Raw genomic sequence first — 19893 nt, 5'->3', positions numbered from 1 at the left:
ACCGCATCTACAGGCCGAACACATGGCTGCACCGACCAATGCTGCAAAACGTGAAAAAAAGCTCTTGCCAACCCGGAGCCGTCCACACATGGCACTAAACGGACATGGCCCGATGTCCGGGTTGAGTCCGTTATGCGCTCAATAGCAGACATCTTGGCATCGACATCAGTCCTCATCCAATCCCAGCCTGCAAGATCGTCGCGGTGACCTTGCAGCCATCGCTCGACAGCTTGTTCATCGTCAGCCTATCTGGCGCGTGACGCAGGCCGCCTGATAATCGCGCGGGCCGCCCAGTCCCATCGGCCTGGGCGCGCCCAACGGACCCCGTACTACCCCCGGCACCCCCGCCTATAAATCAGCAGTCACAGGATTTGAACTCGGCGTCTGTCTCAATGGGTCCCATTTTCAACAGGACACGTTTTCTGCGAGGATGGGACCCAAATCATGGGAGGGAGCGATGGCCACAGGTAAGACTGCAAGGAGTGTGGCGGCTGCTATGCTATTTGCCGTGGTAACTCCAGCGTCGACGCAGCCGATTGAACCTGGGGCCGGCGGTGAGATTTTTGAAAAAATGCAGTCGGATTTCGCGGAGGCATACAACCGCAAAGACGTAGCCGCCATGGCAGGATTTTTTAGCGAAAATGGAGTTCGCATCACACCATCGGGTATTTTCCGTGGTCGAGACGCAATCGGTCGCGAACTGCAAAGAGTAGTTGTTGATCTCGGGCTACACGATTATAGCGTGCGGCGGACAGTCTCGCGTTTAGAAGGCAATATGGTTTTCAACGCCGGAGAATGGCAAGCCAAACTCGGCAATGGCCAGCAGTATCGTGGCTACTATTCGGCGCTTTTGATTCGCGAAGGCGATGGAGTGAAAATCTTCGAAGAGACCGTCAACGTGGCAGCGCCATAATTTTTCGGAAAGATATTTTTCAACCGTAAAAATAATTTTTCACCAAGAAGATCTTTCACCATCTCTACCGCCAGGTCTATGTTTTGTCAGACATCCTGTCCGGGGGCTCAAATATGAAGCTATTGGCTGTAACTTGTATGCTCGCTCTTCTGGCCCCTGATCTGGCACTGGCAGAATCTCGGACCCGAACGGCTGTCAGCGGAAGGACGCTAATGATAGGCAATAACAAATCGTGGAATCACCAGTGCAAAAGCGACGGCGGCATGACCAGAATTTTGGTGAAGCCCCAACAAGGCAGGCTCACACATCGTACTGTGGCCTCCACTATTGGACTGTCCCGGGCCGATTCCGATAATCACTGCTACGGCAGGCCGATCACGGGCTTCGAAGTGTCATATACATCCAATCGGGGCTTTCACGGCACTGATACCTTTTCGTTGGAGGTAAGTGGCCCGGACGGATCATCCTTCAGGGACGACTATACCATCAACGTGGAATGATCTCGCGGTGCCCCCCGGACAGAGTTCGCTGATTGTCGGCACCTAGGTCGCACTGCCCGTCGCCGCCCGTGGTGGTGATCTTCAAGACCGCCGACATCAGGTTCATTGACGCCGGTTTCACCGCACCGACGATGTCCAGTCTTGGGGGCAAAGCGCACCTCGGGGCCGTGATGTCCGCTTTCCGCTAGGCCCCCGAAACCTTGTACTAGGACAAAAAATCTGTTTGCCTAGTCGTCGATGAGCATCAGTCGCGACGAGCCTTTGACTGGGGACGATACCGGCATCCCGCACGGTGGCGGCGAATTGGCTGACCTAAGACGCGGGTTAGATTGGTCCAGAACAATGCGAAATGCTATGGCATTTGTTGGCTGCTTGGCCGCTCTATTGCTCGCAACCGACGCGGGGCTTGCACTATCGTTTGATCGTATTGCGAAGTCAGGACGTCCTACGATCATGTGGCAGTATCAATCTTGGAAGGAGAGCGATTGTACTGAAATTGCCGGAACGGTCCGGATAGCGGTGCTGCCCCAACATGGAAAATTGAGGACCATCCAGGGTGTCTACATAAGGCGGTTCAACCGCTTCAATTCAACTGACCATTGCCTAGGAAAGCCAGCGAGAGGAGTGAAGATCGAATACACCTCTGTCCGAGGCTTCCAAGGAACGGACAGTTTTGTACTGGAGGCGAAGTTCGGAAATGCCGCCCCAGTCCAAGATACATACACTGTTTCAGTTCAATGATGGTGGCCTTAGTCTCGATAACGCCGCACAATACACATCGCACGATACGAAGACCGCTATTGGCACAAAACGGACATGGCGCGATGTCCGCCCGATGTCCGCTTTCGGAGGAATAACGGAAGTCGTATTTCGGAGCCGTGAGGTCCGCTTCTGACCCACAAGAGACATAGCCGGATCGAAATCCCGCAATGCGAGATAGGCGCTACGCGCCCCGATCTGGGACATGTTGCCCGGTCGTAACCCCGCCGGGTAGCCGATGCGCTGGTCACACTGTTGCTGGCACATGTGATCGTACACAACGCCCACGATCCAGCGACGATGGCCGCGGCACTCGCGCTCGCGGTCGATCAGGACGACGCCGACGTAGAGCCGGGCAAGCGTGGCAACCAGCGCGACACGTTGGCGCAATAGGTGTCGTACTCCGCTCCAAATGTCCTACGCAGCGTCGGCTCCTCATAAGCCAGAACGAAGATGTGGAAGCCGATCCACAGTAGCGCGCCGTAGACCAGAAGCCTTGCGTCTCCGAGGATCAGTCCTTGGCCAAGTACAATCGCCACTAGGGCAAGATAGATCGGATTGCGGACATAACGATTGGGGCCGGTGATCACCAAATGTTGCGTTGGTGCGACCGGCGCTGGCGTGCCGCCGCCTTGCAGCGCAAATCGTGTGAAGGTTTCGACCAACACCGGAATGCCGAGCAGGATCAGAACCACGCCGAACCATCGGATAAGCTGGAGATCGAAGAACGGCGCTTGCAGACGCCATCGCGAAATCCACCACGGCACGACACCGGCGACCGTGGTGGGGGCAATCAGAAAAAAGACCGCCGACCCCAGAACTGCCAAGCCTCTGGTCATGATGTTGCTCCGGCCTCACAAATCCCAGCGTGCACCCGCGATAGCGACGCGGTCGCGATCGACGGCCTCATCGTATCTTATCGTTGAATCGCGACGGCCCTGCGAAAGCGTCTCGACCAAGCCCACAGTCCAGCACATCGGGCATCCGCGTAGCGCGACGAGGGCGGCAACGCCCGCGCCCAAGGATAGCCAAGGGTGCGCGGTCTGGTGGACGATGGCCCACGCGAGTAGCGCCGCCGCAGCTGCGCCGCGCATCAGGTGTGCGCCCAGGAAGGCGCTCCCGAACATGCCGACTCCACGAAAGTATTTCATGTGCTCTCTCGTCCGCTGTCCTTTGTGCCGAGCAGGTATTCGCGCACCAATGTGCGGGCGCGGCGCAGGCGGCTTTTGGCAGCTTCGCGCGTCACGCCGAGCCGCCCGGCGATTTCCCCAATCGTCAGATCTTCGAGATCTCGCAGCAGCAGTACTTCGCGATGGGACGGCGAAAGCGACTCGATCGCATTGACCAAGTCCATGCGTAACTCGTCCGGCGGGACCTTTGCGAGCTCGCGTGACTCTTCCAGGCTGGCGAGCTCCTCGACTCCGCGCATCAGCATCAGCGCGGGCAGCATGCATAGGCGGGCGATGACGGTCACTAGCCAGCCGGCGAGTGCGGCTGGACTGCGGATCGTACCCACGCGCCGGTACACGACGATGAGGGCTTCTTGCACCACATCTTCGATGACCGAGGTGCGGTGGCAATGGCGCCGGGCGTAGCGTCGAATGTCCGGCTGCAGCGCCACCAATAGCTGTGTCAGCGCGTGCCGGTCACCCGACTGTGCCGCGAGCAAGAGATCGTCTGATACGCGCGCCAAGGCGGTCACCCCTTCAGTGGCTCGCGCCCGGCGATGGCGCAGGCAGGGCAATAGCCGAACACGCCGGTGACCAGCGTCACGACACCCGCGCCGCTGAGCAGTAGCCCGAGCGGCGAAGCGTGCAGCGCAACCAAGCCGCAGATGAGCATCAAGCCCCCGCCGATCAGCCTGGCTGCGCGCTCCCACCCGCCAACGTTCTTCCTATACCACATGGTTCTGTGCTCCGGTTGGTGACGCGCCGCTATGGCGCATTCACCCAGACAAGAGGGCGCAAACCCGGCGCCGGGGTCGCGGCACAAAAAATAATTTGAGGGGTGGCAGCTTCAGCAGGCTGGCGTGGGCGTCGGGTGCGGGCCTTGAGCCGCTGAGGAACGCCAGGCATCGGGGGGTGTGGACATACGATCCGGCAAAACTCCCGCCCGCGCCAAAGAGGTGATCGAATAGGACGCTATTTGCTGCACTGCATTAGTCGCTAATGGCACTTAACGGACATCCCAGACCGTCCGCCGGATGTCCGCTTTCGGAGGTAAAGCGGAAAACATCTGCTCGCGTCGAGTATTTCCGCCTTTGACCCAAAGCGGACATTCGGTTTCCGCGACCGAACCGCTCTCGGTTAATTTTCTCAGGCTTCAACCTATTCTATTGAGGGTGCTTCTTATGCTCGTGAATATTTCTCCGATATTCTTTCGCATTGAATCAAGCTTTTGGAACTCTTCAAAAATGTGAGCAATTCTCTCATCGACCTCAAGTTTACCCCTGGAGAGCGTCGCCACGCGTGAGTCAAGTTTTTCATCGTCCTTGAATTCGATCTCGCTGAGGGTTTTGATGAGGATGTCGCGATAGGTATTCACTTCACCGATCAATGCCTCGATGCCGGAGCCTGGTGCTTGTAGAGGTACGAGGTCGGCCTGCGACTTGGCCAACTCTTCCTTGAATTGGTTCAGCGTCGCCGACGTATCGTGCAAGTTCCTGAGACGTAATCGGGACCGTATAATGAATTCGTTTAGCGCGATCTGCCGATCAGCAAGCGTCTTCCCGCCAGGATCTGTCTCGACTTCCGCCAGTGAGCGCTCCAAATGATCCTGGCGTTCACGGAGCTCTTCAAAATCCAAGCGAATCGTATCCAAAATATTGAAGCAATCATCAAGACGGGCAACCCTATGTTCGATATCGAGTTTGTCCCTGGAGAGCGTTTCCACGCGTGAGGTAAGCTTTTCGTCACCGCTGGATTCTAGTTCATCAAGGGTAACCGTCAGCTGATCGTGACGTAACCGCAATTCAGCGATCAAGGCGTTGATGCCTGCTTCCGGTGAGCGCAGGGGCACAAGCTCGGCATGCGATTTACCCAACTCTTCTTTGAATCTTTTCAGCGTTGCCATTGTTTCTTGTAGCAAGCTTTGCCTTGCATGGATCACAGATACGTTCTGCTCCAGTTCCTTCGCGCGATCGGCAAGATTGTTTTTGTTGTCGTCGACCTCAAGATCCGTAAGCCACCTCTCAAGCTGACGTAGCCGATCCTTTAGTTCACCAAATACAGGCTCGATAACCCGCCGCTTTTCGGCCACTATGCCGATCATCTCTCGAAGAGCTTGCTGGCGGCGTCGTATCTCGTCAAGCCTATCTTGAATATCAACGGATTCAGTTTGGCTCTGTAGTAGGGAAGCCCTTTGCTCACTATCCGCGAGCGTTTTATGAAGTGATGCGATTGCTTCCTCGGGGTCTTTGTCGACGAGATGCTGGATCGTCGTGCCTAACTGATTTTGCGATCCTTGCACGGCCAAGGCCCCCTGTCGGAGGCCTCTAAGGCGATCCCTTAATAACTTGTTTTGGCGCGCTAGGCTGTAGGCTTGCCACACGGATGCCCCGATCAGCGACAAGGTCGTGAACAGGATGGTGGCGAGCGCAAACCGCTGGGGACCTGGTAACGTCGAAAAATGAATTGAGATTTGAGTCGGATCAAGGTCGAGTGTTGCGCCCGCAAAAAATGCCGATGCAATCAACAACGCTATCCAGGCGACAATCTGAAACCACATTTTACAATCTGCTTGGAATTGGAGCTCAATCGAGCAAATTGGATTTCGCAAGTGAACTGGGCCAAGCGCTAAAGTCTGTTTGGCTTTATGCCCTGCCATCCTATCGGTTTTGCCGGCCCGGTGGTAGCGGTTCGACGCTGCGATTGGTACGTCGGCGTTCGGGTAATAAGAATCTAGATTTAAAAGACGGTCTATCCCTCAATAATCGCGGGTCGTGTCTGTTTATGGCACAAAACGGACCCCCAACGATGTCCGCAGTTCAGTCGCTATCGGGGATAAACCGGACATCTTCGGGACGGCACGATTTGGTCGAGAATGACCCGGATCGGACATCTGCCGGGGCCAGCTAAGGCTTGTGGCGCTGCCCGCTATGCCTCACGTTTCCGATGCGGATCGTACTTCGAGAGCACGTCTTTGAGGTAATCCCGGCTTTTCCATTCCGGTGGCGGCGGCTCATATCCGGGTCGGGGAACGAACGGATTCGCCGGTACAGCCGCGGAAGCGCCCATCAGGTCTGGAACGTAGCGCGGGCAGTTTGGGAAGATCTCGCATTTGACGACGACAACGACTTTCGCGCCATGATGCCCTGCAAGCGTTTCCGCGCTGTCGTGGATCGTTGCTTTGCCTCGAATGCGCGTGCGAAACGTCTTGCCGTCGAGGCGCACGAACAGCAGCCCGACGTTCGGGTTCCGGTGGATATTCCCGAGTGTGCGGTACATGTTGTTGCCGTCGTATTCGGGGTATTCGAGCGTGTCGGGCCCGGTAATTCTGACGAAGCCGGGATCGCCAGAACGCATAGAACAATCGACGTTATCCTGATAGCTCGTCGCGATGAAAAAGAATCGCGCCTCTTCGATGAGCTTGTAGTCCTGCTCCCAGAACTCGAAGTGAAGGCGATGCTTCTCGAGGCCGTCGGCGACACGGCGGCCGTCGAAGCGGTCCTGTAGCTCACGCATGCCGTCGTGGTAGAAGGCGGCGCGGTCGATCGGGTCGGTCATGGGGGCCTCGGCGCTGACTGCGGCTTGTCTCGCTTCATAGCAGACCGCCGCCCCCCGCGCGACGGGCCAGATGCGCCCGCTTTTGACCCAGAACGGACATCTATCGCAGCAAGTGATCGGGGGCAGATTTTATCATCTAGACGAACCCAAGACCGTGATGGAAAAGGTCCGCAAGCTAAGATTCAAAGTGCCTTCCCTTCTTTGCCGGAACAAAGAAAAATGGAAAAGTGTTGCCGTGGGGGTACAGCTTCGGCGAGCGGCCTTTCGTATAGTTATACTGCCATATGAGTCGACGCGCCAGTAGCGCACACTCAGTCCGTTCTTCATTGGCTATCAGAAGGATCGTCATGCGCTGGCTAACGGTTTCGCTATCCTTTCTTTCGGTGATGCCAGTCGCAACTGCTTCCGCGGCCGATCTACCGCTGAAAGCCCCACCCATGCCCGCTGCGGCGGTGTACAACTGGACGGGCTTCTACGCTGGCGGTGAGTTTGGCGGCGGCTGGGCGACCGAACAGGTTAGCGTTGTCACCAACAATCCCAATGCGGCGTTCCCGCCAGGCACTGTATTCAATCCGGTCCATGACAACGGCCCGTTAGGCGGTGCCTACACAGGCTACAACTACCAGATCAGCCAATTCGTCGTGGGCATTGACGGCGATTATACGTGGGCAAACCTCACCGGCCATGCAACCGACATCAGTGTCGTGAACGGCGACATCGCGAGCGAATCAAATTCCGTGCGATGGATCGCGACTGTCACTGGCCGCATCGGCTACGCCATGAACAACTTGCTGCTTTTTGCCAAGGGCGGCGGCGCTTGGGCCGGCTTCAACGCTACATCCGTCACCAACACGCCGGGCGGCGCATTTGTGGCGCAGACCACTTCGTCAGAGACGCGCAACGGCTGGACCGTTGGCGGCGGCCTTGAGTGGGGCTTTATGCCACATTGGTCGGCTAAAATAGAATACGATTACGTGAAATTCGCTACGGCGAATTTCAGCATCAACGAAGTCAATGCCTCAGGCGCATTTTCGTCGCCTTTGAGAAGCGCTACTTCGTCCCTGAACATGATTAAAGGTGGAATCTCCTATCGATTTTAGAACCTTTGGCCCTTTGCGACCGGCACTGCGCGGGTAGTCAGAGCCAGCACTAGTAGCGGCTTGATCAACGATTATCGAGCTATAATTGTGAAGCCGCCTTCGGGCTGCTTTTTCTTTGCTGCGACTTTTGATTGCGACTTCCGGTATTGGAACTTAGCGGACATCGCCGTCGTGTCGCTACATGTCCGCTTTTGGGGTTAAAGCGGAAGTCGCGTTTCAGGGCCGCGAGGTCTGCTTTCGACCCGACTCGGACATTGGGCCTAACATCCAGCCGCATCCGCGACGATTTCGGTTGCACTTAGTGGCCAAAAGAACGGCCCCAGTTTGGGGGAAACTGAGGCCGTTATTCCATCGGATGCACTGGGCGAGTGCGTCCGGTATCGTGTGACTAAGTTGCCCGGATGCCCATTCGTTCCAACCAAACGCTAAAATTTCAAGGCAGGACAATTGCTACCGCGAAGACGTCGGTGCTTTGAATGGTGCCCATGCTCACCAGACGCCGAATCCTGATCAGCCCGCTTTTGATGTCCTGTTCAAAACGCAAGTGTCCGAAGTAGGATAGCACCCTCGAAGGGTAGGAAGTTCCGCCGCGATCGCATCTTGCCGGCTTCCGTTTTCGGTCCGGTACTTTTTATTGCATTGTACCTATTGGCTTCGATTTGTCGGAGCGAGGTCATCGAACGACAGTCCTCTTTGATCGTTCCCGGTTAGACGTCGCAGGATCACGGCTCGCCAGCGCGACGCCGAGGTCATCTGGCGACGTCGCATTCTCGGGGCCTGCGTCAACGCCACCGGCGCCATTGAGCCTCGTGTGCTCCCATAGTGCCAAGGCGACCGGGAGCGGATCTATATCGATTGCTTTCCACCACGACGCCTCGTCACCATGTCGATGTAACTCGCGATGATGCATCCTGCAGACCGGGACCGTGAATTCGTCGCTGACCTTGCGACCCAGTGCGCTAGGTTGCGCAAAACGCAAGTGGTGTGCATCAGCAGGCGTGCGGCCACAGACGAGGCATGGTTGAAGCGATACAAATTGTCGGTGATCCCTGTCGCGCAACCGAACGGTCTTTGCCGTTACGCGGCGCGTTGCGGGCAGCTGGTGTCGAATTTATCGACGAAAATGGAGGCGGCGCGGGCGTCCGTTTGCGAAAGCCCCGCGACAAAGATCCCAAGAAAAAATGAGGGCTTGGATATTCCAGCGTTAATGTCGGCGCTGACCTTGTGAACGCAAGGGCATCCGCGATACCGGCGGCCATCCAAGTCGTCCGTGACGAATCCTAACAGATGGCTGTCGAATCCATCCGCCCGCCAAATGGCGCCATATTCATTCTATCTTTCCGCAGTGATGGAACTCGGGAAACCGAAAAGCCTTGTCAGGAGCACGGCCTATAAAAGCCGGCCAGAGGCATCAATGAGACAGTGGATCGCAGCACTCGCACTCACGGCCCTTCTCCAGCTTCCAGCAGCCGGGGCTGAGCTTAAGCCCGACGCGATCAACGCGGCTAGCTTTGAAAGAAAGCTTCCAACCGGGGATCGGATCAACCCTCTCGCGGTCAAGGTTCAGGCGCTCCTTGATCGAGCTCGGTTCTCTCCAGGTGAGATCGACGGCAGGTTCGGCGACAATGTCGAGAAGGCACTTCGGGCCTTCGCAGAAGCGAACGGTCTTCCTTCCGGAAAGGTTCTTACCCCGGAAATATGGTCCAAGCTTCAGCAAATCTCCAGCGAGGCCGTGATCGTTGAATACGTCCTGACAGATCTGGATGTGAAGGGACCATTCATCGACAAGCTGCCGTCCAAATTGGAGGATAAGAAATCACTGAAGAGGTTGAGCTATACGAGCTCGAAGGAGGCTCTGAGTGAACACTTCCATATGAGTGAGGACCTGTTGGCAGAGATCAACCCGGAAAAGAAGTTCGATCACGTCGGCGACAAGATCAACGTGGTCAGTCTCCCAGCCGACAAACAATCGATTAAGGTCGCACGCATCGAAGTCGACAAGGGTCGAGAGACAGTGAAAACTTTCGCGAAGGATGGAACCCTTGTCGCATTTTATCCGGCCAGTGTTGGCAGCGACGAGAAACCCACACCATCAGGCACTTTAAAGATTGTATCAATTGAGCCCAATCCGACGTACCGATATGATCCAAAATACAAATTTAAGGGCGTTGAGTCGACGAAGCCCTTTACGATCAACGCCGGTCCCAACAACCCGGTCGGCACAATGTGGATAGGCCTCTCAGAGAGCGGCTACGGCATTCATGGAACGGCTGAACCGTCGCGGGTCAGTAAATCCGAGTCACACGGCTGCGTCAGAATGACGAACTGGGACGTGGAGCGATTGGCGAGATCAGTCAAGAAGGGCGTTGAGGTTAACTTTGTCGAAGGCAAGCAGGCATCACGCTGACACCCAAGGTCTCGCCGAAAGCCCGCAAGGGGAAATCTGGAAAATAATCGAATGCGCGCATGTCGTCGCGGCGGGGTGGTGCTCACCATCACCGAAGCGGCGGCGGGGGCGGCGGTCATCCGATGACGCCTATGGTCACGCTGACCGATATGCCCAAAAGTCTTGCGTGAGGCGCCTTTAATGCTCCAGCCCTAACTGATGACGCACGTCGAGTTCATCGACGAGAACGGCGGAGGACCCGGTGTGCGGCTCCGAAAGCCCGTCAGGGCGAAATCTGGGATATGAGGAACTCTGATGCCGAGGCCACTCGCCCTGAATTTACAAAGTAGCCTCTGGTAGCAACATTATGAGCCAGAGCCTCCCTTCTCGAAATACCTGCTCGGTGTCAAATTATCTGACGAGACTGGTCAACGAATCCGTAACCGCAACGTCATGGGGCGTCAAAATCAAGCGTGGCAGGCCTCAACCGGCCCCCTCTTGGCAATTCCAGCCGTGAACGGCTAGGATGCGATGGGGGAGTTAATGCGTACTGGCAGCCATATTTTCTTCTTGGTGGCGGGATTGTTGCTGTTGGCGCTTGGACCGGCGGCAGCCGCGCCACCGGCGGCCTGCGCCCAGAAATTCGTGGGCTCGTGGACAGTACGGGTCAATGCCACCGGACAGACCTACCCCCTTCTGGTTCGGCCGAACGGAACATCACACATAACATGTCCGCTGTGCCCTTCCGAAGGGACCTGGACCTGTGAGGGCAACACCTTGATTTCCATCGAAACCTCGACTTCATCCACGCTTTCGGCGGACGGGCGCACCCTGACCGCGAGCTGCTGCACGACCAGCCGGGTGGGCGAACCGGTTGTAGCGGCAGCGCCGGCCGCTGGGGCGAGCATACAGCCCGCTTCCACCAAGCCGAAATCATTGTCCTGCGATACGCTTAGAAGGCCCGCCAAGGATTGCGACGAGGCGGACTTCTCGCTTTATGCGGCCCGGGCCACCCTTGAAAGATATCCGACCGTTGCTGCCGATCAGTTCAAGGCGGCGGCGGCCGCGGCGCGCCGCGCGGGAGATAGCAAACTTGAATTGACGATTCTGCGCGAAGCCACATCCAGTCCGTCGGCTGCAGCGAAGTACTAGAACCTGGCACGGCTTATCTGATCCCCGTGATCATTGCGTTGCGCCGAGACCGAATGCGGTTTGACGTGGAGGAAATGATGCGCCGCTTTGCAATGGCCACCTTGTTCAGCGCAAGCGTCCTAGTGACGGGCACAACGACCACGCTGGCGGAGGAATCCGGATTCGGCAAGAAGGTCGATGATGTCGTTGATCACCTGTTTGACCCGCCGGACACCAAGGAGGAAGCGCCGGTGCAGAAGTCAAACTCCTCACCGGTGCCGGATTGGCAGAACGGCGGAATGAAGCCGCTGAGCGGCCTGCCCGACCCCAAGCCGACATTCGGTGAGCGCTTCAAGGATCAAGAGGCCTACGAAAGTGCTGTCCTGGCTCTGCTAAAGACCAAGTACTTTGAGTATTTTTCCGATCCCAAGGGCGATGCCACGCGACTTGCAAAAATTATCATTCCCGCTGCGTTCGTAAGGCAAGATGAGCCCGACGTGGCTGCCGAAGATATCAAGATCGCGGTCGACAAATACATGCAGGAGCGCAAGAACTCGGCGGAGGCGCGAAAGAAAGCCATTCAACGCGTCGCCAAACGGCCGAGCGTGCTGCAGGAGGCGGTGGCCGATCCTGAATTGGCCCCGGACGCCCATCCGGATTATGGGGCGATTGCATCCGGCCTGCTCTCGATCGGCGGCTCGGCGATCCCTATGTTGCACCGGGTCCCGTCGCTGCGACCCGGCGTCCGGGTGCAGACGCCCCAAGTGCGCGTCCCGGCCCCGGTGGTTAAACCACCGCCTACCTCGAGTCCCACCATTACAGGTTCCGACCTCCGTCTTAAGCGCGACATCGCTGAGGTCGGACGGACCCCTAATGGCCTTCACCTCTACAGCTTCCGTTATCTTTGGAGCGACACGCTCTATGTGGGCGTCATGGCCCAGGAAGTCTTGTTGAGGGCTCCAGCGGCCGTCATCAGGGGCGACGACGGCTATCTGCGGGTCGACTACGGGCAGCTGGGGCTGAAGTTTCAGACATTTGAGGAGTGGTCGGCGCATCCGTAACCGCGATGGGCCGCTAATCCTTTCGCGACGGCCGCTTGGGGTCGCCACGATTGCGGCCGAGAACGCGGGTGCCGCGCAAGGCCAGGGCAAGCCCGCGGGCAAGGACGCCGTGCTGTATTTCGTGTGGCCGCAGAACGGCGCCACCATCAAAGGCGGGTTTCATCAGCCGAAGCCCCGCGCATGCTGATGCGCGCGAACCATTGATGGCTTGGTCCGGCAGGTCAACGAAGCTGACTGGGCGACGCCGGCGGACGTCAAGCGAGCCATCGGCAGCGTGAGCATTCTCCACGACGGTCGCGCGGTATTCAATATCGCCGGCAACAAGGATCGCATCATGGGGTGGATCATTTATCGTTATTGCGTCGTCTACAGCTCTTTGAGCACCTGAGACCATTTCAGAACCCGTAAGCCATCGATTGGCCAGCTCGCGTGATGCCGCACAAACATCGCTCTAACGCGACATTTCATCAATAGGAACGTGGCATCCCCAGGACGTGCTGGGCGATATAGGCAAGAATCAAGTTGGTGGAAATCGGCGCCACTTGGTAGAGGCGACTTTCTCGCCACTTTCGCTCGATGTCGTACTCGCTTGCGAAACCGAACCCACCGTGGGTCTGTATCGCCGCTTCCGCTGCTTTCCAAGTCGCTTCCGAAGCAAGCAGCTTTGCGATATTTGCGTCCGCCCCGCAATCCTGACCGGCCGAGAACAGAGCTGCCGCGCGCCGACACATCATGTCGGCTGCCTCCAGTTCTGCATAAGCCCGCGCGAGCGGAAATTGAACGCCTTGGTTCTGTCCGATGGGTCGATCGAACACCCGGCGTTCGTTGGCGTAGTTCACCGACTTTTTCAGCAGCCAGCGACCATCGCCGACACATTCTGACGCCACCAATATACGTTCCGCATTCATGCCGTCGAGAATGTAGCGGAAGCCTTTTCCTTCCTGCCCGATTAGGTTTTCGGCAGGCACTTCCAGGCCATCCATAAAGATTTCGGTGGCGTGGTGGTTAATCATCGCCTTGATGGGGCGAATGTCGAGCCCGCGGCTGTTACGCAAATCCACCAGAAAAACCGAAAGGCCATCGGTCTTCTTTTGCACTTGGTCGGCGGGCGTCGTGCGCGCGAGCAGTAGCATTAAGTCAGAATGCAGTGCTCGCGATGTCCAGACTTTCTGTCCGGTGACGAGGTAGATGTCACCCCGCCGCTCGGCGCGGGTTTTAAGCTTAGTGGTATCGGAGCCGGTCGCGGGCTCCGTGACGCCAAAGGCTTGCAGCCGCAATTCGCCAGAGGCAATCTGGGGCAGGTAGCGCTGCTTCTGCTGCTCACTGCCGTGCCGCAACAGGGTGCCCATGATATACATCTGGGCATGGGCTGGCGATGCTGTGCAACCGGATGCATTGATCTCTTCAAGTATCACAGCGGCAGCTCTCAGCGGCAGACCCGTTCCACCGTACTGTTCGGGAATAAGCGCGCTTAGGAAACCTCCTTGCGTGAGTTCCTTCACGAACGCGCTGGGGTAGTCTAATTTTGCATCGAGCCCACGCCAGTACTCGCCAGGATACCGCTCGCAAACGCGGCTCACCGCATCACGAAGCTCGGGGTAGTCTCTTCCCAGTTCGACGGCGACGTCGCGCGCGTGTAAAGCATCCATGTTTTTCTCCCTATCGGCCGCGGAACACCGGCTTGCGCTTCTCATTGAAAGAGGCAATCCCCTCGCGCCTGTCTTCAGTAGGGACCATTCGGTGGTAGGCCTCGATTTCGAACAGCATGCCGTCGGCAAGGCTCATCGAAAGCCCGTGATGCATGGAGCGCTTGGCCTGGCGGATCGAGATCGGCGCATTTGCGGCGATGAGTTTCGCGGTTGCGATTGCTTCATCTAGAAGCTTCGCGGGTTCGCATATCCTGTTGACCATGCCCCAACTTTCCGCATCTTCCGCGGTGAAGGGTTTTCCGGTGAGCAGCAGTTCCTTGGCTCGGCGTTCGCCGACGGCACGAGGGAGCGTTTGGGTTCCGCCGGCACCGGGCATGATCCCGATCGTTACCTCGGTCAAAGCGAAGCGGGCGTGACGTGCCGCGTAGATGAAGTCGCAAGCCAGCGCGATCTCGCAGCCGCCAGCATAAGCCGCACCGTTCACCGCTGCGATGACCGGCATCGGGCAATCGATTAGCGCCCTTACTTTTCGCTCGAAGATGAGATGTTGGGTCTGCCAATCCGCATCCGACATCCCATGGCGTTGTTTAAGGTCACCGCCGGAGCAGAACGCTTTTTCGCCGGCGCCGGTTAGAATAACAGCCCTGCATAAGTCCTGATTAGCGCCGAGTTCACTGAAGAGTTCGAGCAAATCAAGCCCCATCTGGGTATTCATGGCGTTGGCCGAGCCAGGCCGGTTTAACGTCACGAGCAGGATGTTCGGCTCCGGTCGAGCTAAGAGGATGGTCTCGTACTGGTCGCGCATGATGGTCAGTCGTCCTTTTTGAGAAATTGGGAATTATGCTCGCCGAGAGCCGGCGTCGGCCATTTTAGGGCAGGTCGTGTGCCGTCGAAGCTGAGCGGCAGGCCCATCAACGGCAGCGCTTTTTTTGGCCCTGTTTGGACGATGCCGAGTTCCTGGGTTTGGGGATGCGCTGCGACCTGGTCGATGGTTTGCAGCGGCGCATTCGGGACACCCACCGCATCGAGCCGCTCCATCAGGTCGGTGAGCGGCTGGTGCCGGACAATGTCCTCGATCATCGGCAACAGGACGTCCCGATTTGCTACACGGTTGCCGTTGGTCGCAAAGCGCGGATCCGCCGCCCAGTCAGGGCAACCAAGGGCGGCGCTGAATTTCGAAAACAGCCCGTCGCTCCCGACCGCGATCATCAGCCAGCCATCTCGGGTCATAAAACACTGATAGGGCACGATCTCTGCGGTGCCTGAGCCATAGGGCGGACGAAGCTCTCCGGAGGCCTGATAGGCCGCCATCGGTACCGCCATCCAGGCAAGTGCGGTTTCGAACAGCGACGTTTGAACGATTGAGCCGCGCTTCGAAGAAGCACGCTCAAAAAGGCTCGCCAGTATGCCGATGACCGCCCACATGCCAGCTCCCATGTCGACGATTGAGACCCCGACGCGAACGGGCGGCCGTCCTCGACCCTCCCCAGTGACGCTCATCAATCCTCCAAACGCCTGCATCAGGGGATCGTAACCGGGCTTGTCCGCCAATGGCCCGCCACCGCCGAAGGCGCTGAGGTCACAATAGATCAACTCAGGCTTCTCGCGCCTTAGCGCTTCAGCTCCGAGGCCATACGCATCGACCGCACCGGCGCGCAAATTCTGGATCACGACGTCGGCGCGCCCCAAGATCAATCGCTTTAGAGCGGAGGCCTGTTGGCTGTCGCCGAGATCGACAGCCAGCCCCTTTTTGCCACGATTAAGCGCGTGGAACAGCGAGGCATCGTTGTCCCAAAAAGGTGGTCCCCAACCTCGCGCGGTATCGCCCGCTTTCGGGTTCTCAACTTTGATGACTTCAGCGCCAAGGTCCGACAGCACCAAGCCTGCATACGGAGCCGCAACACTATGCCCGATCTCAACGACCGTTAGACCTTCCAGAGGTTTGCTGCCGCCTTGACTTTTTTTAAGGTCCATTGGAGTGATCGCGGGCCCTTTCAATGTAACATCGCTATCGGCAAGTGGCTCATGCGTTGTTCCCGCAAATGATACAACGTCAGTGGGGAGGTATTATCAATATCACAGGGAAATCCGAACCGGAGGGGTTCAATGCGGCCTTCGCCGCAAAAGCTGCGGTGCACGCCTGGGCAAAAGGGCGGTCTAGGAGCTTGGCGCTCATGGCATGACGGTCAACTGTATCCCGCCGGGCCGGATTATGAGCGAGCAAATTCGTCGCAATTATCCGGAAGACTACCGAAAGCAATTTGCCGAGACGGAAATTCCCGTGGGTCATTGGGGTGAGCCCGAGGACCTTGCGGTGCTGGCGGTGTTTCTGGCGTCACCGCTCGCACGCTACATCACGGGTGCGGTCATCCCCGTCGACGGGGGGCTTCGTCGATATCAGTTCTAGGGAGCTCGGGAGCCCGCCACACGCACGGGTATCATCTATTCCAGCATGATCAAATGACATGCCGCACCAAGAGACGCGAGTGAAGGAGAACAAGAAATGTCGGATTTGCCAAAATTCGTCCATGTTACAGAGGTTGGTCCGCGCGACGGTCTTCAAATAGAGCCCAGGATTCTCTCGGCCGAACAGAAAATCCAAATGATAGAAGCCCTGGTCGGATGCGGCATCAAAGAGGTAGAGGTCGGATCCTTTGTTAATCCGAAGGCCGTGCCGCAGATGGCCGATACCAACGAGGTGTTCGACAAGCTCAGTAAACGCGATGGCGTGGACTACCGAGCGCTATGGCTCAACCTGAAGGGGCTGGAGCGGGCGATCGGCCATGGACGCGTCGACGTCGACGGCAAGCTCACGCTCACCGCCAGCGAGACATTCGTCCAGCGCAATACCAACCGAAGCATCGAGCAAACCCTGGCCGAGATGCCGGTGTGGATAGGGCGGTACCAGGACGCCGGGATCAAAGCGAACTCGCTCGGCGTAATGGCGGCGTTCGGCTGCAATTTTGAGGGCTACATCGCTGAGGACAAGGTGGTCGATTTGGTGTCGCAAGCCCGTAACGTCATGGAAGACAATGGCTGCCAGTTGGAACAGCTTTCACTCGCCGATACGATGGGCTGGGGCAGCCCGGCGCAGATGAAAAGTCTGGTCGGCAAGATGCGGTCGCGCTGGCCGGAACTGCGCATCAAACTGCATCTGCATGATACCCGTGGTTGTGCGGTAGCTAACGCCTTCGCGGCCATGGAGATGGGCGTGGCCGAATTCGACTCCTCGGTCGGCGGTCTTGGCGGTTGTCCGTTCGCAGGCCATAAAGGCGCGGCTGGTAACATCTGTACCGAGGACTTAGTATTCGCCTGTGGCGAGATGGGTATCGACACGGGCATTGATCTGGATGCGCTGGTTGAAGCAGCAAAGCTCGCGGAATCCCTGGTCGGCCATCCGCTGCCGGGAAAAGTGATGAAGGGTGGCACCCTGTCGCGTTTCAAGAATCAGCGAGCTTGAGAAACGCGGCCACCAAGACTCGCAGACACCAAAGGTCGCTGAAGGGCTATGATGCAAACGTAGACGGATCGACTTAACGGGCCGAAACAGACCAACGCAAATCGAACTCTGGACTCGCCTTAGGACGCTTCGAACTGATGGAGGATATCTTGTCCCTGACCCGTTCGCTTGGCGAATTCGTCGCCAACTTGTCACCCAACCGGATTCCGGAAGAAGCTAGCCGCATCGCGCGAATGGGCTTTATCGATTGCGTCGGCGTCATGATTGCCGGACGGAACGAGCGTCCGACCCAGATCCTGCGCGACGTACTCAAGCCCGCCCCAGGAGATGCCACGCTTTATTTCAGTGGTGCGCCCTCGACAGCGCCGGAGGCGGCCTGGATCAACGGCGTGGCAGCGCATGCGCTCGACTTCGATGATGTCGCTTTATCCGGCCATCCGAGCACCGTCTTGGTCCCTGCCATTCTAGCAGAGGCGGAATCACTCGATGTCTCCGGCCACGACATGATCGTGGCGTATCTGGCGGGATATGAGGTCTGGGCTGAACTGATTGGTCGTGAGACTGAATTCCACCATGGCAAGGGATGGCATCCGACCGGGATCTTCGGATCAATCGCGGCCGCCGCGGCCTGTGCCTCTTTGCGCCGGCTCGACGCGAGCCTTTCCTCCCATGCCATTAGCCTGGGCGCATCGCAGAGCGCGGGCCTGATGGCCAATTTCGGCTCCATGACCAAGCCGTTCCACGCCGGTCGCTCCGCACATGCGGGGGTAATGGCGGCCCGTCTGGCTCAGGCAGGTTTCACGGCTTCGGCCGACGCGATTGAACACCCTCAGGGTTTTCTCAACGCCGTATCGCCGTCTGGGCAAGTGGATCGTCAGAGCAGCGCGACCGGGTTAGGCGAGACCTGGCGGATTACCTCGAAGGGGCTCAACATTAAAAGATACCCCGCCTGTTACTGCACGCATCGGGCGATTGACGGCATGATAGATCTTGTCGAAGAGCACGACCTGCGCGCCGACGACATCGAAACCATTTCGGTGTCGCTCAGCGAGAACTACGCGACGATCCTGCGCAATCATCAGCCTCGCACTGGCCTTGCTGCCAAGTTCAGCATCGAATTCACCATGGCGAGCTCGGTTCTGGCCAAACGGGTCGGGCTTGGCGAACTCACCGATGATTTCGTCCAGCGCGCCGAGGTGCAGGATTTGATGGGCCGGGTCGGTGTAAACCCCAACACGGACTACGATCCCGAACAGGCCGGTGCTTCAATCGCCGACCAGGTCACGGTTTCTTTGAAATCCGGGACCAGCATCATCGGTAAGCCGATCAAATGGGCCCGCGGCCATGCCAAGAATCCCCTCGATGAAACCGATCTCTTTGGCAAGTTCGAAAACTGCCTTGAAGCCGGCCACTCCGACATCGCCGCCACGAAGCTTTATGCACGCTTCACCCGCATGGAAAGCGAACCGGCGAGGGCGCTGACTCGGCTCAATTAAAATATCGCACGCTCGGCCGTGTATCTGGGCAGCGTGAAAGCCATTGGTAGGGCGGGGGAGCGAGCTGCAAGCCGCGCTGAAAACGCGCTTCTTAAATTGGAAAAACCGTCTGTAGAAAATCGCCAAAAAACCGCTCGATTGACGAGGGATTGCATTAGTGGAAGACGCCATAATTCCAAACGATAGGCAGAGGTTGTACGTTATCGGTGATATCCACGGCCGACTGGACCTTCTCGACCGTGTAATTACGGCCATTTGTCGTGACGTCGAGGAGCATGGGAGTCAGGCGCTGACAATTACGCTTGGCGACTACATCGATCGGGGCCCTTCGTCACGTGGCGTACTTGACCGTCTTCACGCAAATCCATTTCCGACCCGCTATATCGCGCTCAAGGGTAACCATGAGGTGTTGCTCGAGTCCTTTCTCGCCGATTCCATGGTCGGCGAACAATGGCGCAGGCTGGGCGGTCTTGAAACCATGCACTCGTACGGCGTACCCGTGAGCGGACTAATGTTGGGAAAAAATTACAAGGAGGCCAGGGACCGGCTGCGCGATGCGATGCCCGCGGAGCACATGAGCTTTCTACAATCGCTGAGAACCTCGCACACCCACGGCAGATATTTTCTGTGCCACGCCGGTGTGCGACCCGGCGTTCCGCTTGAGCAGCAGAGCGATGAGGATCTTTTATGGATTCGCGACGAGTTTCTTAACAG

The 19893-nt window shown here is 57.7% G+C and carries 19 protein-coding genes and 1 pseudogene; 10 read left to right on the top strand and 10 right to left on the bottom strand.

Annotation, left to right across the window (positions count from 1 at the left end):
* Positions 1-457: 457 nt before the first annotated feature.
* Positions 458-913, top strand: a complete 456-nt coding sequence (locus E7813_RS10410) for a nuclear transport factor 2 family protein (RefSeq protein WP_291573485.1) — start codon at positions 458-460, stop codon at positions 911-913.
* Between the two features lie 1588 nt (positions 914-2501).
* On the opposite strand, the gene E7813_RS10405 is transcribed toward E7813_RS10410, so the two are convergent.
* The 6 genes from E7813_RS10405 to E7813_RS10380 all read right to left on the bottom strand — a co-directional run bounded on the left by E7813_RS10405 (position 2502) and on the right by E7813_RS10380 (position 6896).
* Entirely contained in the window at positions 2502-3011 is a 510-nt protein-coding gene (locus tag E7813_RS10405; RefSeq protein ID WP_291573483.1) for an isoprenylcysteine carboxylmethyltransferase family protein, read from the bottom strand.
* A 15-nt stretch (positions 3012-3026) separates the two neighbouring features.
* The gene (locus E7813_RS10400; protein WP_291573481.1) at positions 3027-3323 is read right to left on the bottom strand and encodes a hypothetical protein; all 297 of its coding nucleotides are present in this window, start codon (positions 3321-3323) and stop codon (positions 3027-3029) included.
* Positions 3320-3865 (bottom strand): RNA polymerase sigma factor, encoded by a 546-nt coding sequence (locus E7813_RS10395; RefSeq protein WP_092643371.1) that lies wholly within the window; start codon positions 3863-3865, stop codon positions 3320-3322. The genes E7813_RS10400 and E7813_RS10395 overlap by 4 nt, the downstream gene beginning before the upstream one ends.
* Positions 3866-3870: 5 nt before the next feature.
* Positions 3871-4077: a DUF2892 domain-containing protein gene (locus E7813_RS10390; RefSeq protein WP_291573476.1), complete on the bottom strand. Its 207-nt coding sequence runs from the start codon at positions 4075-4077 to the stop codon at positions 3871-3873.
* 417 nt (positions 4078-4494) lie between these two features.
* Positions 4495-5898 carry a hypothetical protein gene (locus tag E7813_RS10385; RefSeq protein ID WP_291573474.1) on the bottom strand — a complete coding sequence of 468 codons (1404 nt, stop codon included), beginning with the start codon at positions 5896-5898 and terminating at the stop codon, positions 4495-4497.
* Positions 5899-6266: 368 nt separating this feature from the next.
* Positions 6267-6896 (bottom strand): pyridoxamine 5'-phosphate oxidase family protein, encoded by a 630-nt coding sequence (locus tag E7813_RS10380; protein WP_291573472.1) that lies wholly within the window; start codon positions 6894-6896, stop codon positions 6267-6269.
* 347 nt (positions 6897-7243) lie between these two features.
* On the opposite strand from E7813_RS10380, the gene E7813_RS10375 reads away from it, so the two are divergent.
* Positions 7244-7996 (top strand): outer membrane beta-barrel protein, encoded by a 753-nt coding sequence (locus E7813_RS10375; protein WP_291573471.1) that lies wholly within the window; start codon positions 7244-7246, stop codon positions 7994-7996.
* Positions 7997-8669: 673 nt separating this feature from the next.
* On the opposite strand, the pseudogene E7813_RS10370 reads toward E7813_RS10375, so the two are convergent.
* Positions 8670-9032 (bottom strand): annotated as a pseudogene (locus E7813_RS10370) (hypothetical protein); the annotation flags it as partial.
* Between the two features lie 378 nt (positions 9033-9410).
* Between E7813_RS10370 and E7813_RS10365 the strand changes: the two are divergent.
* The 4 genes from E7813_RS10365 (at position 9411) to E7813_RS10350 (ending at position 12962) form a co-directional block, all read left to right on the top strand.
* Entirely contained in the window at positions 9411-10403 is a 993-nt protein-coding gene (locus tag E7813_RS10365) for a L,D-transpeptidase family protein (protein ID WP_291573469.1), read from the top strand.
* A gap of 756 nt (positions 10404-11159) precedes the next feature.
* On the top strand, positions 11160-11534 hold the full coding sequence (locus E7813_RS10360) for a hypothetical protein (protein ID WP_291573467.1): 375 nt from the start codon (positions 11160-11162) through the stop codon (positions 11532-11534).
* Positions 11535-11587: 53 nt separating this feature from the next.
* On the top strand, positions 11588-12574 hold the full coding sequence (locus E7813_RS10355; RefSeq protein WP_291573465.1) for a tail fiber domain-containing protein: 987 nt from the start codon (positions 11588-11590) through the stop codon (positions 12572-12574).
* A gap of 208 nt (positions 12575-12782) precedes the next feature.
* On the top strand, positions 12783-12962 hold the full coding sequence (locus tag E7813_RS10350; RefSeq protein ID WP_291573464.1) for a type II toxin-antitoxin system HigB family toxin: 180 nt from the start codon (positions 12783-12785) through the stop codon (positions 12960-12962).
* Positions 12963-13041: 79 nt separating this feature from the next.
* On the opposite strand, the gene E7813_RS10345 is transcribed toward E7813_RS10350, so the two are convergent.
* The 3 genes from E7813_RS10345 to E7813_RS10335 are packed head-to-tail and all read right to left on the bottom strand — an operon-like array spanning position 13042 to position 16197.
* Positions 13042-14223 (bottom strand): acyl-CoA dehydrogenase family protein, encoded by a 1182-nt coding sequence (locus tag E7813_RS10345; protein ID WP_291573462.1) that lies wholly within the window; start codon positions 14221-14223, stop codon positions 13042-13044.
* Between the two features lie 10 nt (positions 14224-14233).
* Complete coding sequence (locus E7813_RS10340) at positions 14234-15028, bottom strand: enoyl-CoA hydratase-related protein (RefSeq protein WP_291573461.1); 795 nt, start codon at positions 15026-15028, stop codon at positions 14234-14236.
* Between the two features lie 5 nt (positions 15029-15033).
* Positions 15034-16197 carry a CoA transferase gene (locus E7813_RS10335; protein WP_291573459.1) on the bottom strand — a complete coding sequence of 388 codons (1164 nt, stop codon included), beginning with the start codon at positions 16195-16197 and terminating at the stop codon, positions 15034-15036.
* A 238-nt stretch (positions 16198-16435) separates the two neighbouring features.
* On the opposite strand from E7813_RS10335, the gene E7813_RS10330 reads away from it, so the two are divergent.
* The 4 genes from E7813_RS10330 to E7813_RS10315 form a co-directional block, all read left to right on the top strand.
* The gene (locus E7813_RS10330) at positions 16436-16630 is read left to right on the top strand and encodes an SDR family oxidoreductase (RefSeq protein WP_291573457.1); all 195 of its coding nucleotides are present in this window, start codon (positions 16436-16438) and stop codon (positions 16628-16630) included.
* A 96-nt stretch (positions 16631-16726) separates the two neighbouring features.
* On the top strand, positions 16727-17683 hold the full coding sequence (locus E7813_RS10325; protein WP_291573455.1) for a hydroxymethylglutaryl-CoA lyase: 957 nt from the start codon (positions 16727-16729) through the stop codon (positions 17681-17683).
* Between the two features lie 149 nt (positions 17684-17832).
* A complete protein-coding gene (locus E7813_RS10320) occupies positions 17833-19179 on the top strand; it encodes an MmgE/PrpD family protein (RefSeq protein WP_291573453.1) in 1347 nt (448 codons plus the stop codon).
* Between the two features lie 193 nt (positions 19180-19372).
* On the top strand, positions 19373-19893 hold a 521-nt coding region (locus E7813_RS10315; RefSeq protein WP_291573451.1), incomplete at its 3' end, for a metallophosphoesterase.

The organism is Bradyrhizobium sp. (genome assembly GCF_004799405.1).
GTDB lineage: Bacteria > Pseudomonadota > Alphaproteobacteria > Rhizobiales > Xanthobacteraceae > Bradyrhizobium.
Note: the sequence above shows the minus strand (reverse complement) of the source record. Positions and strands in the feature narration are given on the sequence as shown.

Excerpts from the sequence above, each read along its gene's own strand:
- E7813_RS10410 (WP_291573485.1), top strand. The coding sequence starts at position 458 with ATGGCCACAGGTAAGACTGCAAGGAGTGTGGCGGCTGCTATGCTATTT.
- E7813_RS10405 (WP_291573483.1), bottom strand. The coding sequence starts at position 3,011 with ATGACCAGAGGCTTGGCAGTTCTGGGGTCGGCGGTCTTTTTTCTGATT.
- E7813_RS10400 (WP_291573481.1), bottom strand. The coding sequence starts at position 3,323 with ATGAAATACTTTCGTGGAGTCGGCATGTTCGGGAGCGCCTTCCTGGGC.
- E7813_RS10390 (WP_291573476.1), bottom strand. The coding sequence starts at position 4,077 with ATGTGGTATAGGAAGAACGTTGGCGGGTGGGAGCGCGCAGCCAGGCTG.
- E7813_RS10385 (WP_291573474.1), bottom strand. The coding sequence starts at position 5,898 with ATGTGGTTTCAGATTGTCGCCTGGATAGCGTTGTTGATTGCATCGGCA.
- E7813_RS10380 (WP_291573472.1), bottom strand. The coding sequence starts at position 6,896 with ATGACCGACCCGATCGACCGCGCCGCCTTCTACCACGACGGCATGCGT.
- E7813_RS10375 (WP_291573471.1), top strand. The coding sequence starts at position 7,244 with ATGCGCTGGCTAACGGTTTCGCTATCCTTTCTTTCGGTGATGCCAGTC.
- E7813_RS10365 (WP_291573469.1), top strand. The coding sequence starts at position 9,411 with ATGAGACAGTGGATCGCAGCACTCGCACTCACGGCCCTTCTCCAGCTT.
- E7813_RS10355 (WP_291573465.1), top strand. The coding sequence starts at position 11,588 with ATGCGGTTTGACGTGGAGGAAATGATGCGCCGCTTTGCAATGGCCACC.
- E7813_RS10345 (WP_291573462.1), bottom strand. The coding sequence starts at position 14,223 with ATGGATGCTTTACACGCGCGCGACGTCGCCGTCGAACTGGGAAGAGAC.
- E7813_RS10340 (WP_291573461.1), bottom strand. The coding sequence starts at position 15,028 with ATGCGCGACCAGTACGAGACCATCCTCTTAGCTCGACCGGAGCCGAAC.
- E7813_RS10335 (WP_291573459.1), bottom strand. The coding sequence starts at position 16,197 with ATGGACCTTAAAAAAAGTCAAGGCGGCAGCAAACCTCTGGAAGGTCTA.
- E7813_RS10330 (WP_291573457.1), top strand. The coding sequence starts at position 16,436 with ATGAGCGAGCAAATTCGTCGCAATTATCCGGAAGACTACCGAAAGCAA.
- E7813_RS10325 (WP_291573455.1), top strand. The coding sequence starts at position 16,727 with ATGTCGGATTTGCCAAAATTCGTCCATGTTACAGAGGTTGGTCCGCGC.